The sequence below is a fragment of the Pseudomonas sp. T8 genome, from assembly GCF_024610635.1.
In the GTDB taxonomy this organism is placed as follows: domain Bacteria; phylum Pseudomonadota; class Gammaproteobacteria; order Pseudomonadales; family Pseudomonadaceae; genus Aquipseudomonas; species Aquipseudomonas chlororaphis_I.
On the sequence record NZ_CP102374.1, the window covers coordinates 3,123,670 to 3,143,485 of the forward strand.

Genomic DNA, 19,816 nt, shown 5'->3' on the forward strand with positions numbered 1-19,816 from the left:
GAGTCGCCAAGGGAGTGCCTGAGATGAACAGCCCGATGAACAGCCCTGCGGTGCGAGGCTCGATCAGCCTGTTGGCCGGCGCCATGCTGCTGGCCAGCAGCGCCGCCTTCGCCAACGTCGAACCGGCCCCGGCCGCCACGCCCGGCAAGCAACCGACCGTGGCCAAGGAGCTGCAACAGGCCAAGACCTACACCGTCAGCAGCGCGCCCACCGCGCCGCTGAACCTGGCCAAGCCGACCTTGCCCGACCTCTCCGGCTACACCGCTGAAGCGGCAGCGGCGAAGATCGTGCGCAGCAAGCCCGGCAAGATCAGCGTGCGCCGCATGATGCAGGAAGACGCGCTGAAGGACTTTATCGGCGGTGACAACAAGATGGCCGAATGGGTGGTGCGCCAGCACGGCATCCCCCAGGCGATCTTCATCGACGACGGTTACGTCAACCTCAAGGAGCTGGTGAAGAAGCTGCCCAAGCAGTACATCAGCGAAACCTCGCCGGGCGTGTACCTGGCGCGGCTGCCGATCGTGGTCGGGCGCAAGGGCATCCTGGAAATCGACCAGCAGACCCAGGAACTGCGCCTGTCCCAGGAAGGCGGCTCGTTCCTGGTCAACGACGGCCAGCTGTTCGTGCGCGATACCAAGGTCACCGGCTGGCGCGAGAAGGACAACGGCCCGGCGACCTTCAACTCGCCCAAGGAATTCCGTCCGTTCCTGCTGGCCTGGGGCGGTACCGAGACCTACATCGTCAACAGCAAGATGGCCAGCTTCGGCTACGCCAACAGTAAGTCCTACGGCGTGAGTATTTCCCAGTACACGCCGAACATGGCCAAGGTGCTCAAGCGCCCCGAACCCACCGGCTGGATCATCGGCTCGGAGTTCTCGGACATGTGGTACGGCTTCTACTGCTACGAGACCCGCGACTTCGTGGTCAAGGGCAATACCTACAAGGACAACATCGTCTACGGCATCGACCCCCACGACCGTTCGCACCGGCTGATCATCGCCGACAACACCGTCTACGGGACCAAGAAGAAGCACGGGATCATCATTTCCCGGGAAGTGAACGACAGCTTCATCTTCAACAACCGCAGCTACGACAACAAGCTCTCGGGCCTGGTGATCGACCGTAACAGCGTGAACAACCTGATCGCCGACAACGAGATCTACCGCAACCACACCGACGGCATCACCCTCTACGAGAGTGCCGACAACCTGCTGTGGGGCAACAAGGTGATCAGCAACCGGCGCCACGGCATCCGCATTCGCAACAGCGTGAACATCCGCCTGTACGAAAACGTCGCCATGGCCAACGGCCTGACCGGCGTCTACGGCCACATCAAGGACCTCTCCGACACCGACCGCGACATCAAGCTCGACCCGTTCGACGCCCAGGTGTCGCTGATCGTGGTCGGTGGCGAGCTGGCGGCCAACGGCAGCGGCCCGATGTCCATCGACTCGCCGTTGAGCGTCGAGCTGTACCGCGTGTCCATGCTCGCCCCGACCAAGAGCAGCGGCATCAGCTTCTCGGGGATCCTCGGCGAGCGCCAGGACGAAATTCTTGACCTGCTGGTGCGCCAGCAGAAAGCCGTGCTGATCGACCCTGTCGAACGCCAGACCGAAATGCGCGATTGAGGATGACTGTCATGCGCCCACACCTGATCAAACTCTTGAGCCTCTCGGCATTGACCGCGGGCATTCTCGCCGCCGGCAACAGCGCCCGCGCCGACGAAACCCAGACACCGAAGTTCACCGCCGAGCCGTGCTGCAACCTGTGCCCGGCAGCCCACGACGCAAAAAACTACACCACCCGCTACCAGCAGAACTTCACCACCCTGGTGCAAGCCCAGGGCGACTGGCTGTTCCGCACCCAGGAAGACCTGCGCACCGAGTTCAACACCACGCCGGAAGGTTATCGCCGCCTGCAACAGCTGCACGACGCCTTCAAGAGCAAGGGCGTGGAGCTGGTGCTGGTCTACCAGCCGACCCGTGGCCTGGTGAACCGCAACAAGCTCAACCCGCAGGAGAAGGCCAGCTTCGACTACGACAAGGCGCTGAAAAACTACCAGGGCATGCTCGGCCGTTTCGCCCAGATGGGCTACGTGGTGCCGGACCTGTCGCCGCTGACCAACGAGCAACTGCCGGAGACCCTGCCGGCCCACGATTTCTACTTCCGCGGCGACCAGCACTGGACCCCGTACGGCGCCCAGCGCACGGCGAAGATCGTGGCGCAGAAGGTCAAGCAACTGCCCGCCTTCGCCGACATTCCCAAGCGTGAGTTCGAGACCCACAAGTCCGGGCGCATGGGCAAGACCGGCACCCTGCACAACATGGCCGGCCAGCTGTGTGGCACCAGCTACGCGATCCAGTACATGGACCAGTTCACCACCGAACCCAAGGGCGAAGCCGGCGACGGCGACCTGTTCGGCGATTCCGGCAACCCGGAAATCACCCTGGTGGGCACCAGCCACAGCGGCAAGAACTACAACTTCGCCGGCTTCCTGCAGGAAGAAATCGGCGCCGACATTCTCAACGTCGCCTTCCCCGGCGGTGGCTTCGAAGGCTCCATGCTGCAGTACCTGGGCAGCGAGGAATTCCAGACCAAGCCACCGAAGATCCTGATCTGGGAATTCTCGCCGCTGTACCGCCTGGACCAGGAAACCATCTACCGGCAGATGATGGCCCTGCTCGACAACGGCTGCGAAGGCAAGCCGGCGCAAATGAGCGCCAGCGCCACCCTCAAGCCCGGCAAGAACGAGCTGATGGTCAACAGCAAGAACATGGACCTGCGCAACAGCAGCCACCAGGTCGATATCCGCTTCGCCGACACCTCGGTGAAAACCCTGCAAGCCACCCTCTGGTACATGAACGGGCGCCACGAGGACATCAAGATCGAAAAACCGGAAACATCCGACACCGACGGGCGTTTCGCCTTTGAACTGCGCACCGACGAAGACTGGGCCTCGCAGAACCTGCTGGCGGTCGAAGTCCAGGGTCCGGAAGCGGGCGCCGCGGCGCAGAAAGTCGAAGCGAAAATTTGCAAACGCAACGTATTCCCGGACGCCGGTCAACGCACCGCGCAAATCGGGCAATGAGGCTCCTATGCAAAGCAAAACGCTGAAACAGTTCTTGGCCCCGAGCCTGTTGAGCCTGGCGCTGTTCGCCGGCGCCACCCAGGCCGCGGCCCCACTGCGTCCGCCCCAGGGGTATTACGCGCCGGTGGATAAATTCAAGAGCGGCGACCACAGCGAAGGCTGCGACACCATGCCCGCGCCTTACACCGGCTCGCTGCAATTTCGCAGCAAGTACGAAGGTTCGGACAAGGCCCGCGCGACCCTCAACGAACAATCGGAAAAGGCCTTTCGCGACAGCACCGCCGACATCACCAAGATCGAGCGCGGCACCAGCAAGCGGGTCATGCAGTTCATGCGCGACGGTCGTCCGGAACAACTGGACTGCACCCTCAGCTGGCTGAGCGCCTGGGCCCAGGCCGATGCGTTGATGTCCAAGGACTTCAACCACACCGGCAAGTCCATGCGCAAATGGGCCCTGGGCAGCATGGCCTCGGCCTACCTGCGCCTGAAGTTCTCCGACTCCCATCCGCTGGCTACCCACCAGCAGCAAGCGCAACAGATCGAGGCCTGGTTCAGCAAGATGGCCGACCAGGTGGTCAGCGACTGGGACAACCTGCCGCTGGACAAGACCAACAACCACTCGTACTGGGCCGCCTGGTCGGTGATGGCCACCGCCGTGGCGACCAACCGCCGCGACCTGTTCGACTGGGCCGTGAAGGAATACAAGGTCGGCGCCAACCAGGTCGATGCCGACGGTTTCCTGCCCAACGAACTCAAGCGCCAGCAACGCGCCCTGGCCTATCACAACTACGCCCTGCCGCCGCTGGCGATGATCGCCAGCTTCGCCCAGGTCAACGGTGTCGACCTGCGCCAGGAAAACAACGGCGCGCTGAAACGCCTGGGCGAGCGGGTGCTGGCCGGGGTGAAGGATCCGGACGAATTCGAAGAGAAGAACGGCAAGGAACAGGACATGACCGACCTCAAGGTCGACTCGAAATTCGCCTGGCTCGAACCCTTCTGCAGTCTCTACACCTGCGCCCCGGATGTGCTCGAACGCAAGCACAAGATGCAACCGTTCAAGACCTTCCGCCTGGGCGGCGACCTGACCAAGGTCTACGACCCCTCTTTTGAGAAGGGCAACAAGGGTTCGTAAGAAACACGCAAAACCCTGTAGGAGCGAGCTTGCTCGCGATAGCCGCAAAGCGGCGATTCAACCGACACCGCGTCATCGTTGAGTTTTTTCGCGAGCAAGCTCGCTCCTACAGGACACGCAAGACTCATAGCCGCAGCCAAGGCATGTGATGAATGCAATACGCCTCCCCGGTTTTTCACGGGGGGGTTTGGGGGGGGCTCCGGCCCTTTACTGTTGGTCAAACATGGAGAGATCGGGATGGTTTTCTCATCCAATGTGTTCCTGTTCCTGTTCTTGCCGATCTTTCTCGGCTTGTACTACCTGAGCGGGCAACGCTATCGCAACCTGCTGCTGCTGATCGCCAGCTACGTGTTCTATGCCTGGTGGCGGGTGGACTTCCTGGCGCTGTTCGCCGGCGTCACCCTGTGGAACTACTGGATCGGCCTGAAAGTCGGCGCCGCCGGAGTCAGGACCAAGCCGGCCCAGCGCTGGCTGCTGCTCGGCGTGGCGGTGGACCTGTGCATCCTCGGCTACTTCAAGTACGCCAACTTCGGCGTGGACAGCATTAACGCGATCATGACCTCCATGGGTCTGGAGCCGTTCATCCTGACCCACGTGCTGTTGCCGATCGGTATCTCGTTCTACATCTTCGAGTCCATCAGCTACATCATCGACGTCTATCGCGGCGACACCCCGGCGACCCGCAACCTGATCGACTTCGCGGCGTTCGTGGCGATCTTCCCGCACCTGATCGCCGGCCCCGTGCTGCGTTTTCGTGACCTGGCCGACCAGTTCAACAACCGCACCCACACCCTGGACAAGTTCTCCGAAGGCTGCACGCGCTTCATGCAGGGCTTCATCAAGAAAGTGTTCATCGCCGACACCCTGGCGGTGGTCGCCGACCATTGCTTCGCCCTGCAGAACCCGACCACGGGCGACGCCTGGCTGGGCGCCCTGGCCTACACCGCGCAGCTGTACTTCGACTTCTCCGGCTACAGCGACATGGCCATCGGCCTGGGGTTGATGATGGGTTTCCGCTTCATGGAAAACTTCAAGCAGCCCTACATCAGCCAGTCGATCACCGAGTTCTGGCGGCGCTGGCACATCAGCCTGTCCACCTGGCTGCGCGACTACCTGTACATCACCCTGGGCGGCAACCGCAAAGGCACGCTGATGACCTATCGCAACCTGTTCCTGACCATGCTGCTCGGTGGCCTGTGGCACGGCGCGAACATCACCTACGTGGTCTGGGGCGCCTGGCACGGCATGTGGCTGGCGATCGAGAAGGCGCTGGGCATCAACACCACGCCACGCACGCTGAACCCGATCCGCTGGGCGCTGACCTTCCTGCTGGTGGTAATGGGCTGGGTGATCTTCCGCGCCGAGAACCTGCACGTCGCCGGGCGCATGTACGGCGCCATGTTCAGCTTCGGCGACTGGTCGCTGTCGGAACTCAACCGCGCCAGCCTCACCGGCCTGCAAGTGGCGACCCTGGTCGTGGCCTACGCCACCCTGGCGTTCTTCGGCCTGCGTGACCTGTATCGCAACCCGACACCGGTCAAGAGCAAGCCTGAAATCAACACCGAGGCCGACGGTCCGGCCACCGCCCAGCCGGGCCTGATCAAGGCCGTACCTGGGGACAAGCCGGGCAGCATCCACCAGCCGGGCTACAGCGTGGGCGTCGAAGCCCAGGTACAGCCGGCCTACTGGGTCGCCGACTGGCCGCGTTACGTGATGCGCGCCCTGGTGCTGCTGCTGTTCATCGCCTCGATTCTCAAACTCTCGGCGCAAAGCTTCTCGCCGTTCCTTTACTTCCAGTTCTGAGGGATCTGACCATGACCCGCTCATTACGCGTCTTCTACATTGCCCTGTTCCTGGTGACCCTGATGGTCCTGGGCCTGTGGTCGGTGCGCAGCTTCTTCGGCTTCAGCACCAACAACGACGCCACTGTGCTCAACGGTCGCTGGGCCAAGGCTGTGGAAACCCACTACGACGACGAGTTCCCGATCAAGCGCCTGGGCACCAACCTGTGGGCGGCCCTGGACTTCAAGCTGTTCAACGAAGGTCGTCCGGGCGTGGTGCTCGGCCGCGACCAGTGGCTGTACAGCGATGAAGAGTTCCACCCGATCGTCAACGAAGAACTCAACCTGCAAGGCAACTACGCGCTGGTCGAAGGCGTGCGCCAGGCCCTGAAAGAGAAAGGCGTGAAACTGGTGATGGCGATCGTGCCGGCCAAGGTGCGCCTGTACCCGGAACACCTGGGCGACGTCCAGCCGGCCAGCATCCACGCCAACCTCTACCAGGACTTCCACGCCCGGGTGGCGGCCGACAAGATCCTCGCCCCCGACCTGCTGGGCCCGTTGCAACAGGCCAAGCAGAACGGCCAGCAAGTGTTCCTGCGCACCGACACCCACTGGACCCCGGCCGGCGCCGAAGTCGCCGCCAACCAGTTGGCCAAGGCGATTGCCGACAAGGCACCGCTGATGGGCCAGCCGCAACGCTTCGTCACCGAAGCCGAGCAGACCGTGGTGCACAAGGGCGACCTGCGCCTGTTCCTGCCCCTGGACCCGCTGTTCGAAAACCTGATGCCGGCCAAGGAGCCGCTGCAGAAACGCGTGACCCGCGCCGCCGACGATCAGCCGGCCGCCGACGACGCACTGTTCGCCGACAACGAAGTGCCGGTGGCCCTGGTGGGCACCAGCTACAGCGCCAACCCGAACTGGAACTTCGTCGGCGCGCTCAAGCAGGCCCTGCACAGCGACGTGGTCAGCTACGCCGAAGACGGCCACGGCCCGGTGTTGCCGATGCTCAGCTACCTGAAAAGCGATGCCTTCAAGAACAGCCCGCCCCAGGTGCTGATCTGGGAGTTCCCCGAACGATATCTGCCGGTCAATAACGATATCGGCGACGCCGACCCGCAGTGGGTCGCAGAGCTCAAACAAGCCGGCGCCCGCCAACAGAACGTAGCTGCACTCAACAAATCCGAGACGCCCGATCGGGCGCAAAACTGAAAGAGAGGTACACCATGACTTTCACTATCACTCCGCGTCGTCTCGCCAAGGCAATCACACTGGCTGCCGGCATGAGCGTCCTGTCCCTGCCCGCCTTCGCCGGTGGCGACGCCGCGCTGTACGGCCCGACCGCGCCCAAGGGCTCGTCCTTCGTGCGCATCTACAACGCCAGCAACCAGGAAGTCAGCGCCACCGTCGGCAGCACCAATGTCAGCGACGTCGCGCCGCTGGCCAGCAGTGACTTCAGCTTCATGCCCGGCGGCGACTACACCGCCAAGGTCGGCAGCCAGAGCCTGCCGGTGAAACTCGCCGCCGACCACTATTACACCCTGGTCAACAACGCCAGCGGCCAGCCGCAGCTGATCGAAGAACCGCCGTTCAAGAACAAGCAGAAGTCCCTGGTCCGGGTGCAGAACCTGAGCGACAAGGCCCTGACCCTGAAGACCGCCGATGGCAAGACCGACGTGGTCCAGTCGGTGGCCGCCAAGGGCCGTGGCGAACGTGAAATCAACCCGGTGAAAGTCAGCTTCGCGCTGTACGAAGGCGAGAAAAAAGTCAGCGACCTCAAGCCGGTCGCCCTGGAGCGCGGCGAAGCCGCGGTGCTCTACGTCACCGGCAATGGCAGCAGCCTGTCGCCAGTCTGGGTCAAGCGCCCGGTCTCGACACGTTAACAGCAGCTGCAAGCCTCGAGCCTCAAGCGGCAAGAGAAGTGCTTTTTCTTGCCGCTTGAAACTTGCTGCTTGCAGCTGCTCCCCCGGACAAAAACAAGAGAGTGAAACGACAGAACGCAGTAGCTCTAACCCAAACGATTTTTGAAGGAGTAACAACATGATTCCGGTGATCTTGTCAGGTGGTAGTGGCTCACGTCTTTGGCCGCTTTCGCGCAAGCAATTCCCTAAACAGTTCCTCGCCCTGACCGGCGAACACACACTGTTCCAGCAAACCCTCGAGCGCCTGGTGTTCGAAGGCATGGACACGCCGATCGTGGTCTGCAACAAGGACCACCGCTTCATCGTCAACGAGCAGCTGGCGGCGCGCAAACTCGAAGCCCAGCGCATCCTGATGGAGCCGTTCGGCCGCAACACCGCGCCGGCCGTGGCCCTGACCGCGATGATGCTGGTCAACGAAGGTCGTGACGAGCTGATGCTGGTGCTGCCGGCCGACCACGTGCTGGAAGACCAGAAAGCCCTGCAACGCGCCCTGGCCCTGGCCACCGTGGCCGCCGAGCGTGGCGAGATGGTGCTGTTCGGCGTGCCGGCGACCAAGCCGGAAACCGGTTATGGCTACATCAAGTCGACCAACGATGCGCTGCTGCCGGAAGGCGTGAGCCGCGTCTCGCACTTCGTCGAGAAACCCGACGTCAAGCGCGCCGCCGAGTTCGTCGAGGCCGGCGGCTACTTCTGGAACAGCGGCATGTTCCTGTTCCGCGCCAGCCGCTTCCTCGAAGAGCTGAAAAAGCACGACCCGGACATCTACGACACCTGCCTGCTGACCCTGGAACGCAGTGCCCAGGACGCCGACACCGTGGACGTCGACCCGGCCACCTTCGCCTGCTGCCCGGACAACTCCATCGACTACGCGGTGATGGAAAAGACCCAGCGCGCCTGCGTGGTGCCGCTGAGCGCCGGCTGGAGCGACGTGGGCTGCTGGTCGTCGCTGTGGGATGTGCATGAAAAGGACGTCAACGGCAACGTCAGCAAGGGCGACGTGGTGATCCAGGACAGCCGCAACTGCATGATCCACGGCAACGGCAAGCTGGTGTCGGTGATCGGCCTGGAAAACATCGTGGTCGTCGAAACCAAGGACGCCATGATGATCGCCCACAAGGACAAGGTCCAAGGCGTGAAGCAGATGGTCAACACCCTCAACGAACAGGGCCGCAGCGAAACCCAGAACCACTGCGAGGTCTACCGTCCGTGGGGCTCCTACGACTCGGTGGACATGGGCGGGCGCTTCCAGGTCAAGCACATCTCGGTCAAGCCGGGCGCGTGCCTGTCCCTGCAGATGCACCACCACCGCGCCGAACACTGGATCGTGGTCAGCGGCACCGCCGAAGTCACCTGCGACGAAAACGTGTTCCTGCTCACCGAAAACCAGTCCACCTACATCCCGATCGCCTCGGTGCACCGCCTGCGTAACCCGGGCAAGATCCCGCTGGAGATCATCGAAGTGCAATCGGGCAGCTACCTGGGCGAAGACGACATCGAACGCTTCGAAGACATCTACGGCCGCTCCACTCCGGTGGAACGTGGCGTCGCGGTGAAAACCATCGCCCAGTAACCACAGCGACAAGTTTCAAGCGGCAAGCTGCAAGTAAAAGCAGGGAGTCGTTGTCAGCAAGTCCTTGCCCCCCGTCCGACCGACTGCGTCCCCTATCCGCAGGCGGTTGGGCGGGGGCTTTTTTATGCCCGCGCGCCTCTCGAATGCTCACATCCCTGTAGCCGCTGCCGAGCCCTGGCGAGGCTGCGATAGGACCGAAGGTCCTCCAGCGATCTCAAGACCCTGCGCCCGCTGCGCGGTCGATCGCAGCCTCGCCAGGGCTCGGCAGCGGCTACAGGGATAGGCGTTCAGCCATTCCTACGAGACATTTAGAAAGCGCCGCCGGGCGTTTCAGATAGCTCTCAGCGACTTCATCCATGCAGCTCATTAGGGTTTCGGGAGGTAAAGACACATAGCGAAAACAGCGATGAGGCAGCGGATACACACGCAAGAAAAGGCAACCGAAAGTGCTGCCTGCACCGACCATGGTGCCTGCCACAGCCACGGGACAAAGACCGATGGCTGAGCAACCCTCCGGCAACAAATACACCACCGATTCCCGTGGCGAACCGACCCCGATGCCTCGTGTGCTGCGCCCCGCCAACCCGAATCCTCCGCTGCCGGGTGCACGGATAAAGAACACCTCGATACTGACCACGCCTCAAGGTCTCGACGCTCCTGCGAAACCCTCACAGGTCCAGCCCTCTACACCCGTTGCCCCCGGCTTCTACATCGTGCCCCGGAGCATGCCCCTGAGCGAACTGCAGCGCCGCCTGTTCAACAGCCCCTCACCCGGCGTCCTGGCCAAATACCTGGCCCTCAATCCAGGCCTTGGCGATACGGTCAAAGCCGGCAGCCTGATCGTGCTCAGCGATCCGGCCAACCACGCCTGCACCTACGAGGAAGCGCAACTCATGCTCGCCGCCGAGCAGGTTAAGATCGCTCTCGCCCCCCTGACACCCGAAGCCGCCGACTTCATGGTTCGCCATCAGGCCGAGATCGCCGGCTTCACCAGCCAGGCCTCGACCTGGCTGGGCATCGGCACCTCGGTGATGGGTAAACACCTGAACAAACTACGCGAGACCTTGCAAGACATGGAACGCCTGCATCAGGACAGCTACCGCCAACACGGCCACCTCAGATCCCCCGATTTCCTCGCCCGCCGCCGGCGCCTGCTGGCGCAGTTGGACGCACAACTGCTGACCTCCACCCGCCTGCGCGGCTACACGCCCCTGGGCGACCACCCCAAACTGAAAACCGCCCTCGGCCTCTCCAGCCGCAGCCTGGTACACCACTGGAACAAAGCCGGCGCCCCCGGACAGATCCCGGGATACGCCACCCACGTGAACGCCGTCAGCCGCGCGGCGAAGTACATGCAGACGGGTGGGTACATTGGTGTTGCGATTGGCGGAGTGTCGTCGGCGTTGAGGATTCAGGAGGTTTGTCAGGCGGGTTCGGGTGATGAGAGTTGCAGGAAGGTGATGTTTACTGAGACGGGGAAGTTTGCGGGATCTGCATTCGGAGGAAACCTAGGGGCGAACGCCGGATATGTAGGGAGTACATTTGTCTGTGCTGCATTCGGCGGGGTAGGAGGAGTGATCTGCGGTGCCATTCTGATAGGCACTGGAGCATGGCTTGGGTCAGATACTCTTGGCGCATATGGAGAAAGAATGGGTGAAATTCTTTACGAGAGAACACTCCCATGATGACAGAACAGTTCTGGCACTCCTGGCTCGCCTTTGCGCTTTTGCTAGGTCCGATTCTGTTAGCCGCCACAAGCCTTGCATTCAGCTACTACCTCAGCCAGCGCTACTTGCGGGAAATGCTCGAGGCCTTTCAGCGGAGCCGCTATTTCCATCGATGGACTGACAGGCTTCAATACTTGGGATGGTTCGAACACTTTCTGATGTTTGGCCGCGTAAGAGGAATGATGCTCTGCCCCGGTCCAGGACTACGTAAAGGACTACTTTCACCGGAGGATGTACACAACTTCCCCCCCCGACTCAAACGCCTTCTGAGCATACAGAACAGATTGGACGGTATTCTTTTCGTCTGGTCCGCAATCATGTATGCGTTGCTGAAGTTGACGGGCTGACGATGCATACGCTCCCTCCGCTAATCGCCCTTATTCTGACTGGAGGCTTGCTTTTGCTTGCCCTCATCAGTCTCCTCTTCAGCTACTACATGAGTCGACGCTACCTCGACGGGATGCTGGGTGCGCTAAAGGGGAGTAACTATTTCGCAGGCTGGGCAACCTACCTGCCTCATCAGGGATGGCATCCTCGCTATCTGATGTTCGCAAAACTCAGGGGCATGATGTTCTGGCCTGGGCCGGGAATACGCAGGGGGATAATTTCCCCAGACGATGTGCGCAACTTCCCACCGCAGTACAAGCGCCTTTTAAAAACACAGAACGTGCTCGATGGCGTGATTGTCGTGTGGGGCACATTTGTGTACCTGCTGATAAAGCTTTAGTCATTCATCTGCAACCACTGACCAGTGCACCTTCCCAACTATCCATGGAAAGCTTTTATGCATGCACAAGATCTTTGCGAACAGACATCGCCATGACAGGGCAACAATTCTGGCATTCCTGGCTCGCCTTCATCCTTTTGTTATGTCCATTGTTGCTGGCCGTGACAAACCTCTCCTTCAGCTACTACCTAAGCCGGCGATACCTGAAAGAGATGCTGGAAGCCCTACGGAGAAGCCAGCACTTTTATCGCTGGACCGACAGCCTTCCTCACGAGGGATGGTTCACGCATTTTCTAATGCTGGCAGCCGTTCGAGGATCGATGCTTTGGCCCGGCCCTGCGGTTCGCAGAGGCTTTCTTTCCTCGGAAGACGTAGACAATTTCCCTCCCCATCTCCAGCGCCTGCTGACCATCAGAAACTGGATGGATGTCGTGCTTCTGGTCTGGGGTTCGATCATGTATACGCTGTTGAAACTGACTAAGCACTGACGTGGCGCGCGGGTACGGATGCAGTAGCACTGTCACAGCACCTTCCAGCTGGCTGTGGTTCCTATCCGCAGCCGGCTGGACGGGGGATTCTTTTGTGCCCTGGCGAGGCCCACCGACCTAGTTCATGAACAGTGGCAAATACCCCAGCTCCACCAGCTTGATATCGATCTCCGCCACTCGCTGGACATCAGCCCGTTTGCCCTCATCCATCACCTGTGGACAACTCACGATCAGCGTGCCGCGTTTTGGAATGTCGATGAGCTGGTCGGCGCTCGGAAAATCCCCGGCCCGCAACACGTGTGGACAAAACCCGACCCAGCCGACGGTCTGCCGGTCCTTGAACACCTTGGTGCGCAAATAGTGGTCTTTTGGCGCCAGCACACACCAGTCAAGTTCAGGCCACAGTTCAACGGCCAACTGAATCACCCTGATCACTATCGGTCTCACATCGGGAATGGCTGCCACAAGCGCCCCGCCATCTTCGAAGCGCATGCTGGCGACTGAGTCCAGGTCGTGGGCGTTGTAATGAAAGGCCAACCCACCCTTGAGGGGATCATCCAGGCCATTCCACACGGAAAACTGCAACTTCGTGGGGAAGTCGTCGTTATGGTTGCTCCGCGCTTCTTCACGCAGGTACTCGAAGTCGTCATTGATCCGCTTGCGCAGCGACTCCTCCCTGGAACCGGCCTGCAGATACCAGTCCTGCAACAGAGGATGAATCTCGCCAAGGCCCTGGAAAAAGCGCTCGGCTCTTTCCAGCTGCTCCTCATGCGGGACCGCGGAGATCTTCTGTTTGTCGAAACGCAGAACGAATGAAAATTTTCTGAACAAGCGCTCGTCCTCAGTCAGGCTTCAAAAACACGGTCGGGATTTTCACGGCGGTACTCATCCCACTCTTTCTGCTCTTTTGCACGTTGCTTGATGTACTCATCATGATCCTTGGTGCCCGGCATCGGGTTCCAGTAGGCGGTCAGGTTGGTAAGCCCCTTCTCTGCGTACTGTTCGGCACAATACTCATAGACCACCCTTTGCAGGAAATGCCATTCCACCGAAACCGGTGGGCTGGGCCGGGCTTTCAGGGAATGTATCTCGGCCGGGGTAATCAGGGTTTTCTCCACATTGGCCCAGGGGCGCGGCAGCCCGATAAGCGGAATGAACATGAACGCGTAATTGGCCTTGGCTTCCAGCAAGGTGCAACGCGGTTTGTCGAAACCATCCCACCAGGTGTTGTTCCACCACCACTCGTAGGGCGTCGGGAAAGCAGTCACCCACGCCTGATAGAGCGCGGACTGGGCGGACATACTATGACCTTTGCCGTTATTGGGTATCGTCATGGTCCCCTGCTCGGGGGGGCATTTCACACAGTCCTTGTCCCGCTTGGCCTTGCAGTCGCGCTCGGCTTCCCGAGTCCGTTCAGCGGTCGTCGGAGGCGCATCCACCCTGGGTTTTGCCTGGGGTTGCGTCTGCGGCAAAGGGACGGGCTGCGGGATTGGCCGGGGCGCCGGCAGTGGCTGAGTGGGCCTGGGCGTCGGCATCGGCATTGGCCGTGGAGGGGGCATCGGCAGCCTGGGAGTCGGGGTTGGAATCTCGAATGGTAAACGTGGCCCCAAGCGAGGCGTCATGCGTAGAGCCATGGGCCCTGTGCTTGGCAGAATCCCCAATCCACTCATGGTCGAATCTCCCCGACGGCTTGCATGTCCCGCCAGTGCTGCATGTTCATCCTGAACACCACGATATCCTCGTAATCCTCGAACCGCCGCTCGGGGCTATCCGCTACAGGCCTGTTCATGAACTCGATAAAGGCCGGCTGCTTGTCAAAGTCGGTAAAGGTCAATCCATGCCGCAGAAAATGCTCGACGGACTCGGGCTCCCTGATGCCAAAACCCCACGCACGCTCACGCAGGTCTTTCAACATCTGCAAAGCTGGCATCAGCCCCTTTCTGGACAACCACTCAGGGTTCTCTTGCTGTACTTCCAGTAACAGCCGCTCAAATACTTCGTTCTGACGAATGTCATCCAGTTGTGAAAGCTGTTCGGCACTCAACTCAAGCATGTTGCTCCCCCACTTGCTCGACGCCGTAGCTGAGATAGCAACCTTGCAGGGGTTGCCAGACCAGCCAGTCCTGGACATGACGCATGAGCTGCTGGATCTGGGAGGGTGATATCACCTTGTCCAGCGCACGCCTGACCTCAGGACTGTAGTAACGAAACAGTGCTCGACGCCCATCCGGCATTTGGCTGAACAACAGGTCCTGGTGATAGTCGCGCAGGGTTTCGAACGGCTGATCACTCCAAAGCCAGGAAACCATCGGTGCCTGCTGGTCTCGTGTAACCAGCCAATTGTCGAATGCCCCGCGCAAACCGCTCCTGGAGTCAGGAAACTCAACCAGTACCGGGCCGGCATGGCGAATTTCATCCAGTGCGCCAGCGCTCAGGAGCCAGTGAAAACGGATGCTGTCGTCCGCCTCTTCAAGGCGTTTGTTCAACGTCAGATAGCGGGCACCATCGATAAGGGCAAGCAGTCTGGACGATGACCCGGAGGGCTCCGAGAGCCGCCAGAACAAGGAGCCGACACGCCTCATGCGCTGCTCCCCAGGGCTTCCAGCGGTACAAAGGTCTGATTGCGCTGAGCGGCCAGCAGCAGGCACTTCAAACATAATCCGGGCACGGAGGGGAATGCGGCTACTGCGGAAGACGCCGCACCGCCGCCACTGTTGCCGATGATGATCGTCCCCGAACCACCCACAATCACATTGCCGTGACTGCCCAGGGAACCCAGGACAGCGACCGGCTTTCCGTTGATCAGTACGTTGGGAATGACATTGGCGTTCAATGCTGAACCGCAAGCCGTCGGGTCACCTTCCCGTGCGACGGGCAGGTGATCAAAGAGGACATCAGGCGAGCCACTGGTAATCGGATTGGTACCGTGGCCAGGCAAAGGACAGACGGTTGGATCTCCAACGCGCGCGGCAGGTTTCCCAGACATTTCAACTTCCCTATCGAAACTGGCGAGAAAACCGACTCTGCCGAATGCTCAAAAAACATACAATCAACAATCCTTTTCAAAGTTTTTCCGAACAACAGCGATCCCGGTCTCCTCCCCCCGATAAGTCACCAGGGGGCTCAGTCCCGGGATCAGGGTTGGTCAATCCCACCTACGCTTAGGTAGGATGGCTGCACTATTTCCCCCGAGGTTCACCTCATGTTCATCGGCGTTCTGCTGGTTATCACCTGGCTGATCCTGCTGGTCCGCTACCCCGCCAAGGCCTTGCCGGTGTCCATGGCCGCCGCTGTCGGCCTGGGCCTGGTGGCGGTGTGGGTGGTCTGGATGGATAACCGCGAAGCCCAGCAACTGGCGCGCCTGGAATTGCGCATCAGCTACGCCCCCGAGCATTGCCCGGCGGATCGCCCGCTGCTGTTGAAGATGAACAACGGCAACGATGTGCCGCTGACCGAACTGCGCTGGCGCGTCGCCGCCTATGCGCCGGGCGACACGGTAAACCTGGCCGACAACCAGTACAGCGCCCCGCGTTATCGCGGCCCCGGCGAGTTGCAGGCCGGCGCCAATTGGGAAGACTGCCTGCCCCTGCCACCGCTGCGTCCCGGCTATCGCCCGCAAACCCTGGAGTTTCGCGCCGAGCGCTTGCAGGGTAGTTTCTCCGACTGATTCCCCCTTCCCTCTTTTTGCACAAGGACCGCGCCATGCCCGTTGCGCTGATCACCGGTTGTTCCAGCGGCATCGGCCGCGCCCTGGCGGATACTTTCAAGGCCGCCGGCTTCACCGTCCTGCCCACCGCCCGCAGGGCCGAAGACGTGGCCATGCTGCAAGCCGCGGGTTTCAACGCGGTGCAACTGGACGTCAACGATGGGCCGGCGCTCACCGCCCTGGGCGAGCGCATCAACCAGCAACACGGCGGCCTCGACCTGCTGATCAACAACGCCGGCTACGGCGCCATGGGCCCGCTGCTGGATGGCGGTGTCGAGGCCATGCAGCGGCAGTTCGAAACCAATGTGTTCGCCCTGGTCGGCGTGACCCGGGCGATGTTTCCAGTGCTGCGCCGCAGCCGCGGGCTGGTGGTGAATATCGGCAGCGTGTCGGGCGTCCTGGTCACGCCTTTTGCCGGTGCCTACTGCGCCTCCAAGGCGGCGGTGCATGCCTTGAGCGATGCGTTGCGCATGGAGCTGGCGCCGTTCGACATCCGCGTGATGGAGGTCCAGCCCGGCGCCATCGCCTCGAGCTTCGCCAAGAATGCCGGGCATCAAGCCGAGCAACTGCTCACCGAACAATCGCCCTGGTGGCCGCTGCGCGAAGGCATCCGCGCACGGGCCCGGGCCTCACAGGACCACCCGACACCCGCCAACGAATTTGCCGCCAGGCTGCTCAAGGCGGTGCAGCAGGACAAGCCTGCGCGTCTGGTTCGGATTGGTAATGGCAGCCGCGCATTGCCCTTGATGGCCAGCCTGTTGCCCAGAGGCTTGCTGGACAAGGTGCTGATGAAGCGTTTTGGCCTGGGCGCAAAGCTGTAACGGCCGATCACTGGCGGCGGAGCGTCGCCCGGCCATTCCCACAGGTTCTAGAAAATTCCTTTTAGTCGCCGGCGACGCAGCCCCTGCGGTTAAGGTTGTACCCTCTCCCAATCCCAGTAGAATGCGCGCACTCGAGGCCTCCAGGGCCTCGATCAGGCCGCATGGATCGCTGGCGCACCGCTGAAACTCCCCTTCTTCCATGCTCGCCGCCATTCAATCGTCGATCAGGGAATATCCATTGAAACCTCAACACCTGCTGCCGCTGGCCTTGGCCACTGTATTGATCGGCTGCGCGCCGTCGCCAGACGAGGAGCTGAACGCCACCCTGCCCCAGCTCAGTCTCAAGGAGCTGTTGCCGCAAGCCGTCGCCAACGAGTACTGCAACCCCAAGCTGGACAGCGATCTGCTGTATGGCATCGGCTACCAGCTGTACAACGACGACAAACCCGAGCAGGCCCGCAGTTGCCTGATCATGGCCGCGCCCGCCCACGACCGGGCCCTGTGTTATCTAGCGAGCATCGCGGAACAGGACAGCAGCAAGGACAGCGCCGAGCGCGACCGCGAAGCCTTCGGCTACATGGCCTATTCCGCGGTGAAGAATGACGCCTGCGCCGAGTTCGGCATGTTCCAGAACTTCACCTACGGCATGCGCGGGCAGACCCCGAACAGCGACCTGGGCCTGCGCTGGCTGGAGCGTTCCGCGCGTCACGGCGATGCGGATGCGCAACAGACCCTGGTGCGTCTGCACAGCAACAAGGGCAATCTGCCGCTGGCCTACAGCTGGGCCAGGATCCTCGATGACCAGGCACAGATCGACGCCCTGAAACAACGGATGAACCCGCAGCAAATCAGCGAAGGCGAACAAGGCTTCGAGCAACTGGGCAAGATCGTCACCAGCAAGGACGCCGTGCGCAAAGAGGCCCGCGAGGAGAACATCGCGGTGTACTCGGCGAACATCCATATGGAATACCCCGAGACCTTCAAGGGCCTGTCGGTGGCCGAGCGTCATGCGCTCATGGAGCAGGCCGTGGCCACGGTGAGCGCCCGTCCCGAGTTCAGCACCCGTGGCCAGCTTTACGCCTATGTGATCATCGCGCGGCAGGCCCAGTTGAAGCAGGCCGGCGTCGATGTACTGCAGAACCCGCAGATTGTGCAGCTGCTCAGCGATACCGAGCTGCAAGTGAGTGAGGCGGTAAAGAAGGCCGACGTGATCCTCGGCCAGGCCGCCCTGTAACAGCGGGGACACCGCCGGCCGCGCCTACAGGGGCCTTATACATGGCCGCTGTCTTGTAGGTGCGAGCTCCTACAAGAGGGCGGGGTCAGGTTGTTCACCCAGCTGATGAAGCGTTTCGGATTAAGCGCCAGGCTCTGAGCATTCAACGCCGGCCATCACGCGCATGACACCGTTGTATGCCGCGCCGATGCCCGTAGAATGCCCGCACTCCAATCGCAGGGAAGCGGCACCTCAAGCACGGAGCGGCTGCACCCCGCCCCTGCTCATGCCCTCTTGGCGTCCTCCCTTTACCAGTGAACCTCAGGGACTCTCCATTGAAATGTCGTAGCCTGCTGCCCTTGGCCATCTTCACTCTGCTGCTGGGCTGCGATGCCTCGTCGCCGGACGAAAAACTCAATAATTCCCTGCCGGACCTGAGCCTCGAGCAGATCCTGCCCAAGGTCGAGGCCAACCCGTACTGCACGCCGGAGATGGACAGCGAATTGCTGCTCGGCCTCGGCATCCGACTGATCGATGAGGACGAGGTACTGTATGGCGCAGGCCGTACCTTGCTGGCGAGCAAGGAAATAAAAATGGCCCGCAGCTGCCTGATCATGGCCGCCCCCCGCTACACCACGAGCTTGTGCATCCTGGGCAAGATTGTCGGCGCCAGGCAAAACAACTATGACAAAAGCGAAGCCTTCAACTACATCGCCTACGCCGCCAAGCACAATGAATCCTGCGCGGAAGCAGGCCTGTACGACATCTACAGCGTTGGCAAGCTGGGCCAGCCACCGAACAAGGAATTGGCCATGGGCTGGCTTGAGCGCGCCGCTCGGCACGGCGACCAGGACGCGCAACAGGACATGGTGCGCTGGAGCAGCGAACAGGACCATTTCCCGGTGGCCTATGCCTGGGCCAGGGTCCTGAATGAGGCAAAAACAATCGAGGCCGTGCAGCGCAAAATGAGCCCTCAGCAAATGGCCGAGAGCGAGCAGCACTACACCCGTCTGCTCAGCCAACTCACCCCCGAAAAGGATATTGAGCAGGCGCTGCGCAAGGACCTCATCGCCCTGAGCTCAGGGGATCTGTACTACAGCCACCCGGAGGTATTCGAGGGCATGTCCCCTGTGCAACGGCATGCTTTCGTGGCCCAGTTGGTGGACATGCTGGACCTCTACCCGAAGTTCCACACGCGAGGCCAAGTGGTGGCCTACGCCTTGATTTCCCGCCTTGTGCAAAGTACCGGGCCGGCCGTGGACCTGTGGCAGGACCCGGCACTGCATGCCTTGCTGGTCAATGATGACCTGAGCGTGGAAGAGACCGTGGCCAAGGCCAAAACCATCCTGGCCAAGCGCAAGCCATAACTGGAGCGGCTGGCACTACTCCTCTTGAAGCCGCCGCCGAGGTGTCGCGCGCGCAAGGCCCGAGGGCCATCTGCTGCGGCTAAACAGGTGCTGCGGTTTCGGTTGTACGCCCTCTCAAACCCAGTAGAATCCCCGGTCTTGAGCGCCCGCGCTCAAGCAGCATGGAATCGCTGGCGTCGACACTGAAGCACGGAACTGCTCAAGCTCCCCCTCTCCCGTCCTGTCCCTGCGTCATTCCATGCGCCTCTTCATTCAATCGCAGATCAGGGAATATCCA

At 61.4% G+C, this 19,816-nt stretch carries 20 protein-coding genes; 15 read left to right on the top strand and 5 right to left on the bottom strand.

The window, feature by feature from the left end:
- Positions 1 to 23 precede the first annotated feature (23 nt).
- The 11 genes from algG to NRG23_RS14075 all read left to right on the top strand — a co-directional run bounded on the left by algG (position 24) and on the right by NRG23_RS14075 (position 12,432).
- Positions 24 to 1,628 carry a mannuronan 5-epimerase AlgG gene (gene algG / locus NRG23_RS14025; RefSeq protein WP_257374831.1) on the top strand — a complete coding sequence of 535 codons (1,605 nt, stop codon included), beginning with the start codon at positions 24 to 26 and terminating at the stop codon, positions 1,626 to 1,628.
- Between the two features lie 11 nt (positions 1,629 to 1,639).
- On the top strand, positions 1,640 to 3,088 hold the full coding sequence (locus tag NRG23_RS14030) for an alginate O-acetyltransferase (protein WP_257374833.1): 1,449 nt from the start codon (positions 1,640 to 1,642) through the stop codon (positions 3,086 to 3,088).
- A 7-nt stretch (positions 3,089 to 3,095) separates the two neighbouring features.
- Positions 3,096 to 4,220 carry a mannuronate-specific alginate lyase gene (locus NRG23_RS14035; protein ID WP_257374835.1) on the top strand — a complete coding sequence of 375 codons (1,125 nt, stop codon included), beginning with the start codon at positions 3,096 to 3,098 and terminating at the stop codon, positions 4,218 to 4,220.
- Positions 4,221 to 4,457: 237 nt separating this feature from the next.
- A complete protein-coding gene (locus NRG23_RS14040; RefSeq protein WP_257374836.1) occupies positions 4,458 to 6,023 on the top strand; it encodes an MBOAT family protein in 1,566 nt (521 codons plus the stop codon).
- Between the two features lie 11 nt (positions 6,024 to 6,034).
- The gene (locus tag NRG23_RS14045) at positions 6,035 to 7,210 is read left to right on the top strand and encodes an alginate O-acetyltransferase (RefSeq protein WP_009047085.1); all 1,176 of its coding nucleotides are present in this window, start codon (positions 6,035 to 6,037) and stop codon (positions 7,208 to 7,210) included.
- A 14-nt stretch (positions 7,211 to 7,224) separates the two neighbouring features.
- A complete protein-coding gene (locus tag NRG23_RS14050) occupies positions 7,225 to 7,881 on the top strand; it encodes an alginate O-acetyltransferase AlgF (protein ID WP_009047084.1) in 657 nt (218 codons plus the stop codon).
- Positions 7,882 to 8,038: 157 nt separating this feature from the next.
- Positions 8,039 to 9,490: a mannose-1-phosphate guanylyltransferase/mannose-6-phosphate isomerase gene (locus NRG23_RS14055; protein WP_009047083.1), complete on the top strand. Its 1,452-nt coding sequence runs from the start codon at positions 8,039 to 8,041 to the stop codon at positions 9,488 to 9,490.
- A 725-nt stretch (positions 9,491 to 10,215) separates the two neighbouring features.
- A complete protein-coding gene (locus tag NRG23_RS14060; protein WP_257375072.1) occupies positions 10,216 to 11,175 on the top strand; it encodes a hypothetical protein in 960 nt (319 codons plus the stop codon).
- Positions 11,172 to 11,564 carry a hypothetical protein gene (locus NRG23_RS14065; RefSeq protein WP_016703275.1) on the top strand — a complete coding sequence of 131 codons (393 nt, stop codon included), beginning with the start codon at positions 11,172 to 11,174 and terminating at the stop codon, positions 11,562 to 11,564. The genes NRG23_RS14060 and NRG23_RS14065 overlap by 4 nt, the downstream gene beginning before the upstream one ends.
- 53 nt (positions 11,565 to 11,617) lie before the next feature.
- Positions 11,618 to 11,944 (top strand): hypothetical protein, encoded by a 327-nt coding sequence (locus NRG23_RS14070; RefSeq protein WP_372437841.1) that lies wholly within the window; start codon positions 11,618 to 11,620, stop codon positions 11,942 to 11,944.
- 92 nt (positions 11,945 to 12,036) lie between these two features.
- On the top strand, positions 12,037 to 12,432 hold the full coding sequence (locus NRG23_RS14075; protein ID WP_038636440.1) for a hypothetical protein: 396 nt from the start codon (positions 12,037 to 12,039) through the stop codon (positions 12,430 to 12,432).
- 117 nt (positions 12,433 to 12,549) lie between these two features.
- Here the strand turns inward: NRG23_RS14075 and NRG23_RS14080 are convergent, their stop codons facing one another.
- From NRG23_RS14080 to NRG23_RS14100, 5 genes are all read right to left on the bottom strand, one after another.
- Positions 12,550 to 13,263, bottom strand: coding sequence for an Imm52 family immunity protein (locus tag NRG23_RS14080; RefSeq protein WP_028681700.1), 714 nt, complete (start codon positions 13,261 to 13,263; stop codon positions 12,550 to 12,552).
- Between the two features lie 14 nt (positions 13,264 to 13,277).
- Positions 13,278 to 13,733 carry a Tox-REase-5 domain-containing protein gene (locus NRG23_RS32695; RefSeq protein ID WP_009047077.1) on the bottom strand — a complete coding sequence of 152 codons (456 nt, stop codon included), beginning with the start codon at positions 13,731 to 13,733 and terminating at the stop codon, positions 13,278 to 13,280.
- A gap of 365 nt (positions 13,734 to 14,098) precedes the next feature.
- Entirely contained in the window at positions 14,099 to 14,485 is a 387-nt protein-coding gene (locus NRG23_RS14090; RefSeq protein WP_016703280.1) for a hypothetical protein, read from the bottom strand.
- Positions 14,478 to 15,014: a DUF4123 domain-containing protein gene (locus NRG23_RS14095; protein ID WP_257374842.1), complete on the bottom strand. Its 537-nt coding sequence runs from the start codon at positions 15,012 to 15,014 to the stop codon at positions 14,478 to 14,480. The genes NRG23_RS14090 and NRG23_RS14095 overlap by 8 nt, the downstream gene beginning before the upstream one ends.
- Entirely contained in the window at positions 15,011 to 15,418 is a 408-nt protein-coding gene (locus tag NRG23_RS14100; RefSeq protein WP_029526655.1) for a PAAR domain-containing protein, read from the bottom strand. The genes NRG23_RS14095 and NRG23_RS14100 overlap by 4 nt, the downstream gene beginning before the upstream one ends.
- A 216-nt stretch (positions 15,419 to 15,634) precedes the next feature.
- Here NRG23_RS14100 and NRG23_RS14105 point away from each other — a divergent pair, with 216 nt between their 5' ends.
- The 4 genes from NRG23_RS14105 to NRG23_RS14120 all read left to right on the top strand — a co-directional run bounded on the left by NRG23_RS14105 (position 15,635) and on the right by NRG23_RS14120 (position 19,539).
- The gene (locus tag NRG23_RS14105; RefSeq protein ID WP_009047073.1) at positions 15,635 to 16,099 is read left to right on the top strand and encodes a hypothetical protein; all 465 of its coding nucleotides are present in this window, start codon (positions 15,635 to 15,637) and stop codon (positions 16,097 to 16,099) included.
- Positions 16,100 to 16,134: 35 nt separating this feature from the next.
- Complete coding sequence (locus NRG23_RS14110; RefSeq protein WP_124312778.1) at positions 16,135 to 16,959, top strand: SDR family oxidoreductase; 825 nt, start codon at positions 16,135 to 16,137, stop codon at positions 16,957 to 16,959.
- A 238-nt stretch (positions 16,960 to 17,197) separates the two neighbouring features.
- Positions 17,198 to 18,193: a hypothetical protein gene (locus tag NRG23_RS14115; protein ID WP_257374846.1), complete on the top strand. Its 996-nt coding sequence runs from the start codon at positions 17,198 to 17,200 to the stop codon at positions 18,191 to 18,193.
- Between the two features lie 314 nt (positions 18,194 to 18,507).
- The gene (locus NRG23_RS14120) at positions 18,508 to 19,539 is read left to right on the top strand and encodes a sel1 repeat family protein (RefSeq protein ID WP_257374847.1); all 1,032 of its coding nucleotides are present in this window, start codon (positions 18,508 to 18,510) and stop codon (positions 19,537 to 19,539) included.
- The last annotated feature ends 277 nt before the right edge of the window (positions 19,540 to 19,816 follow it).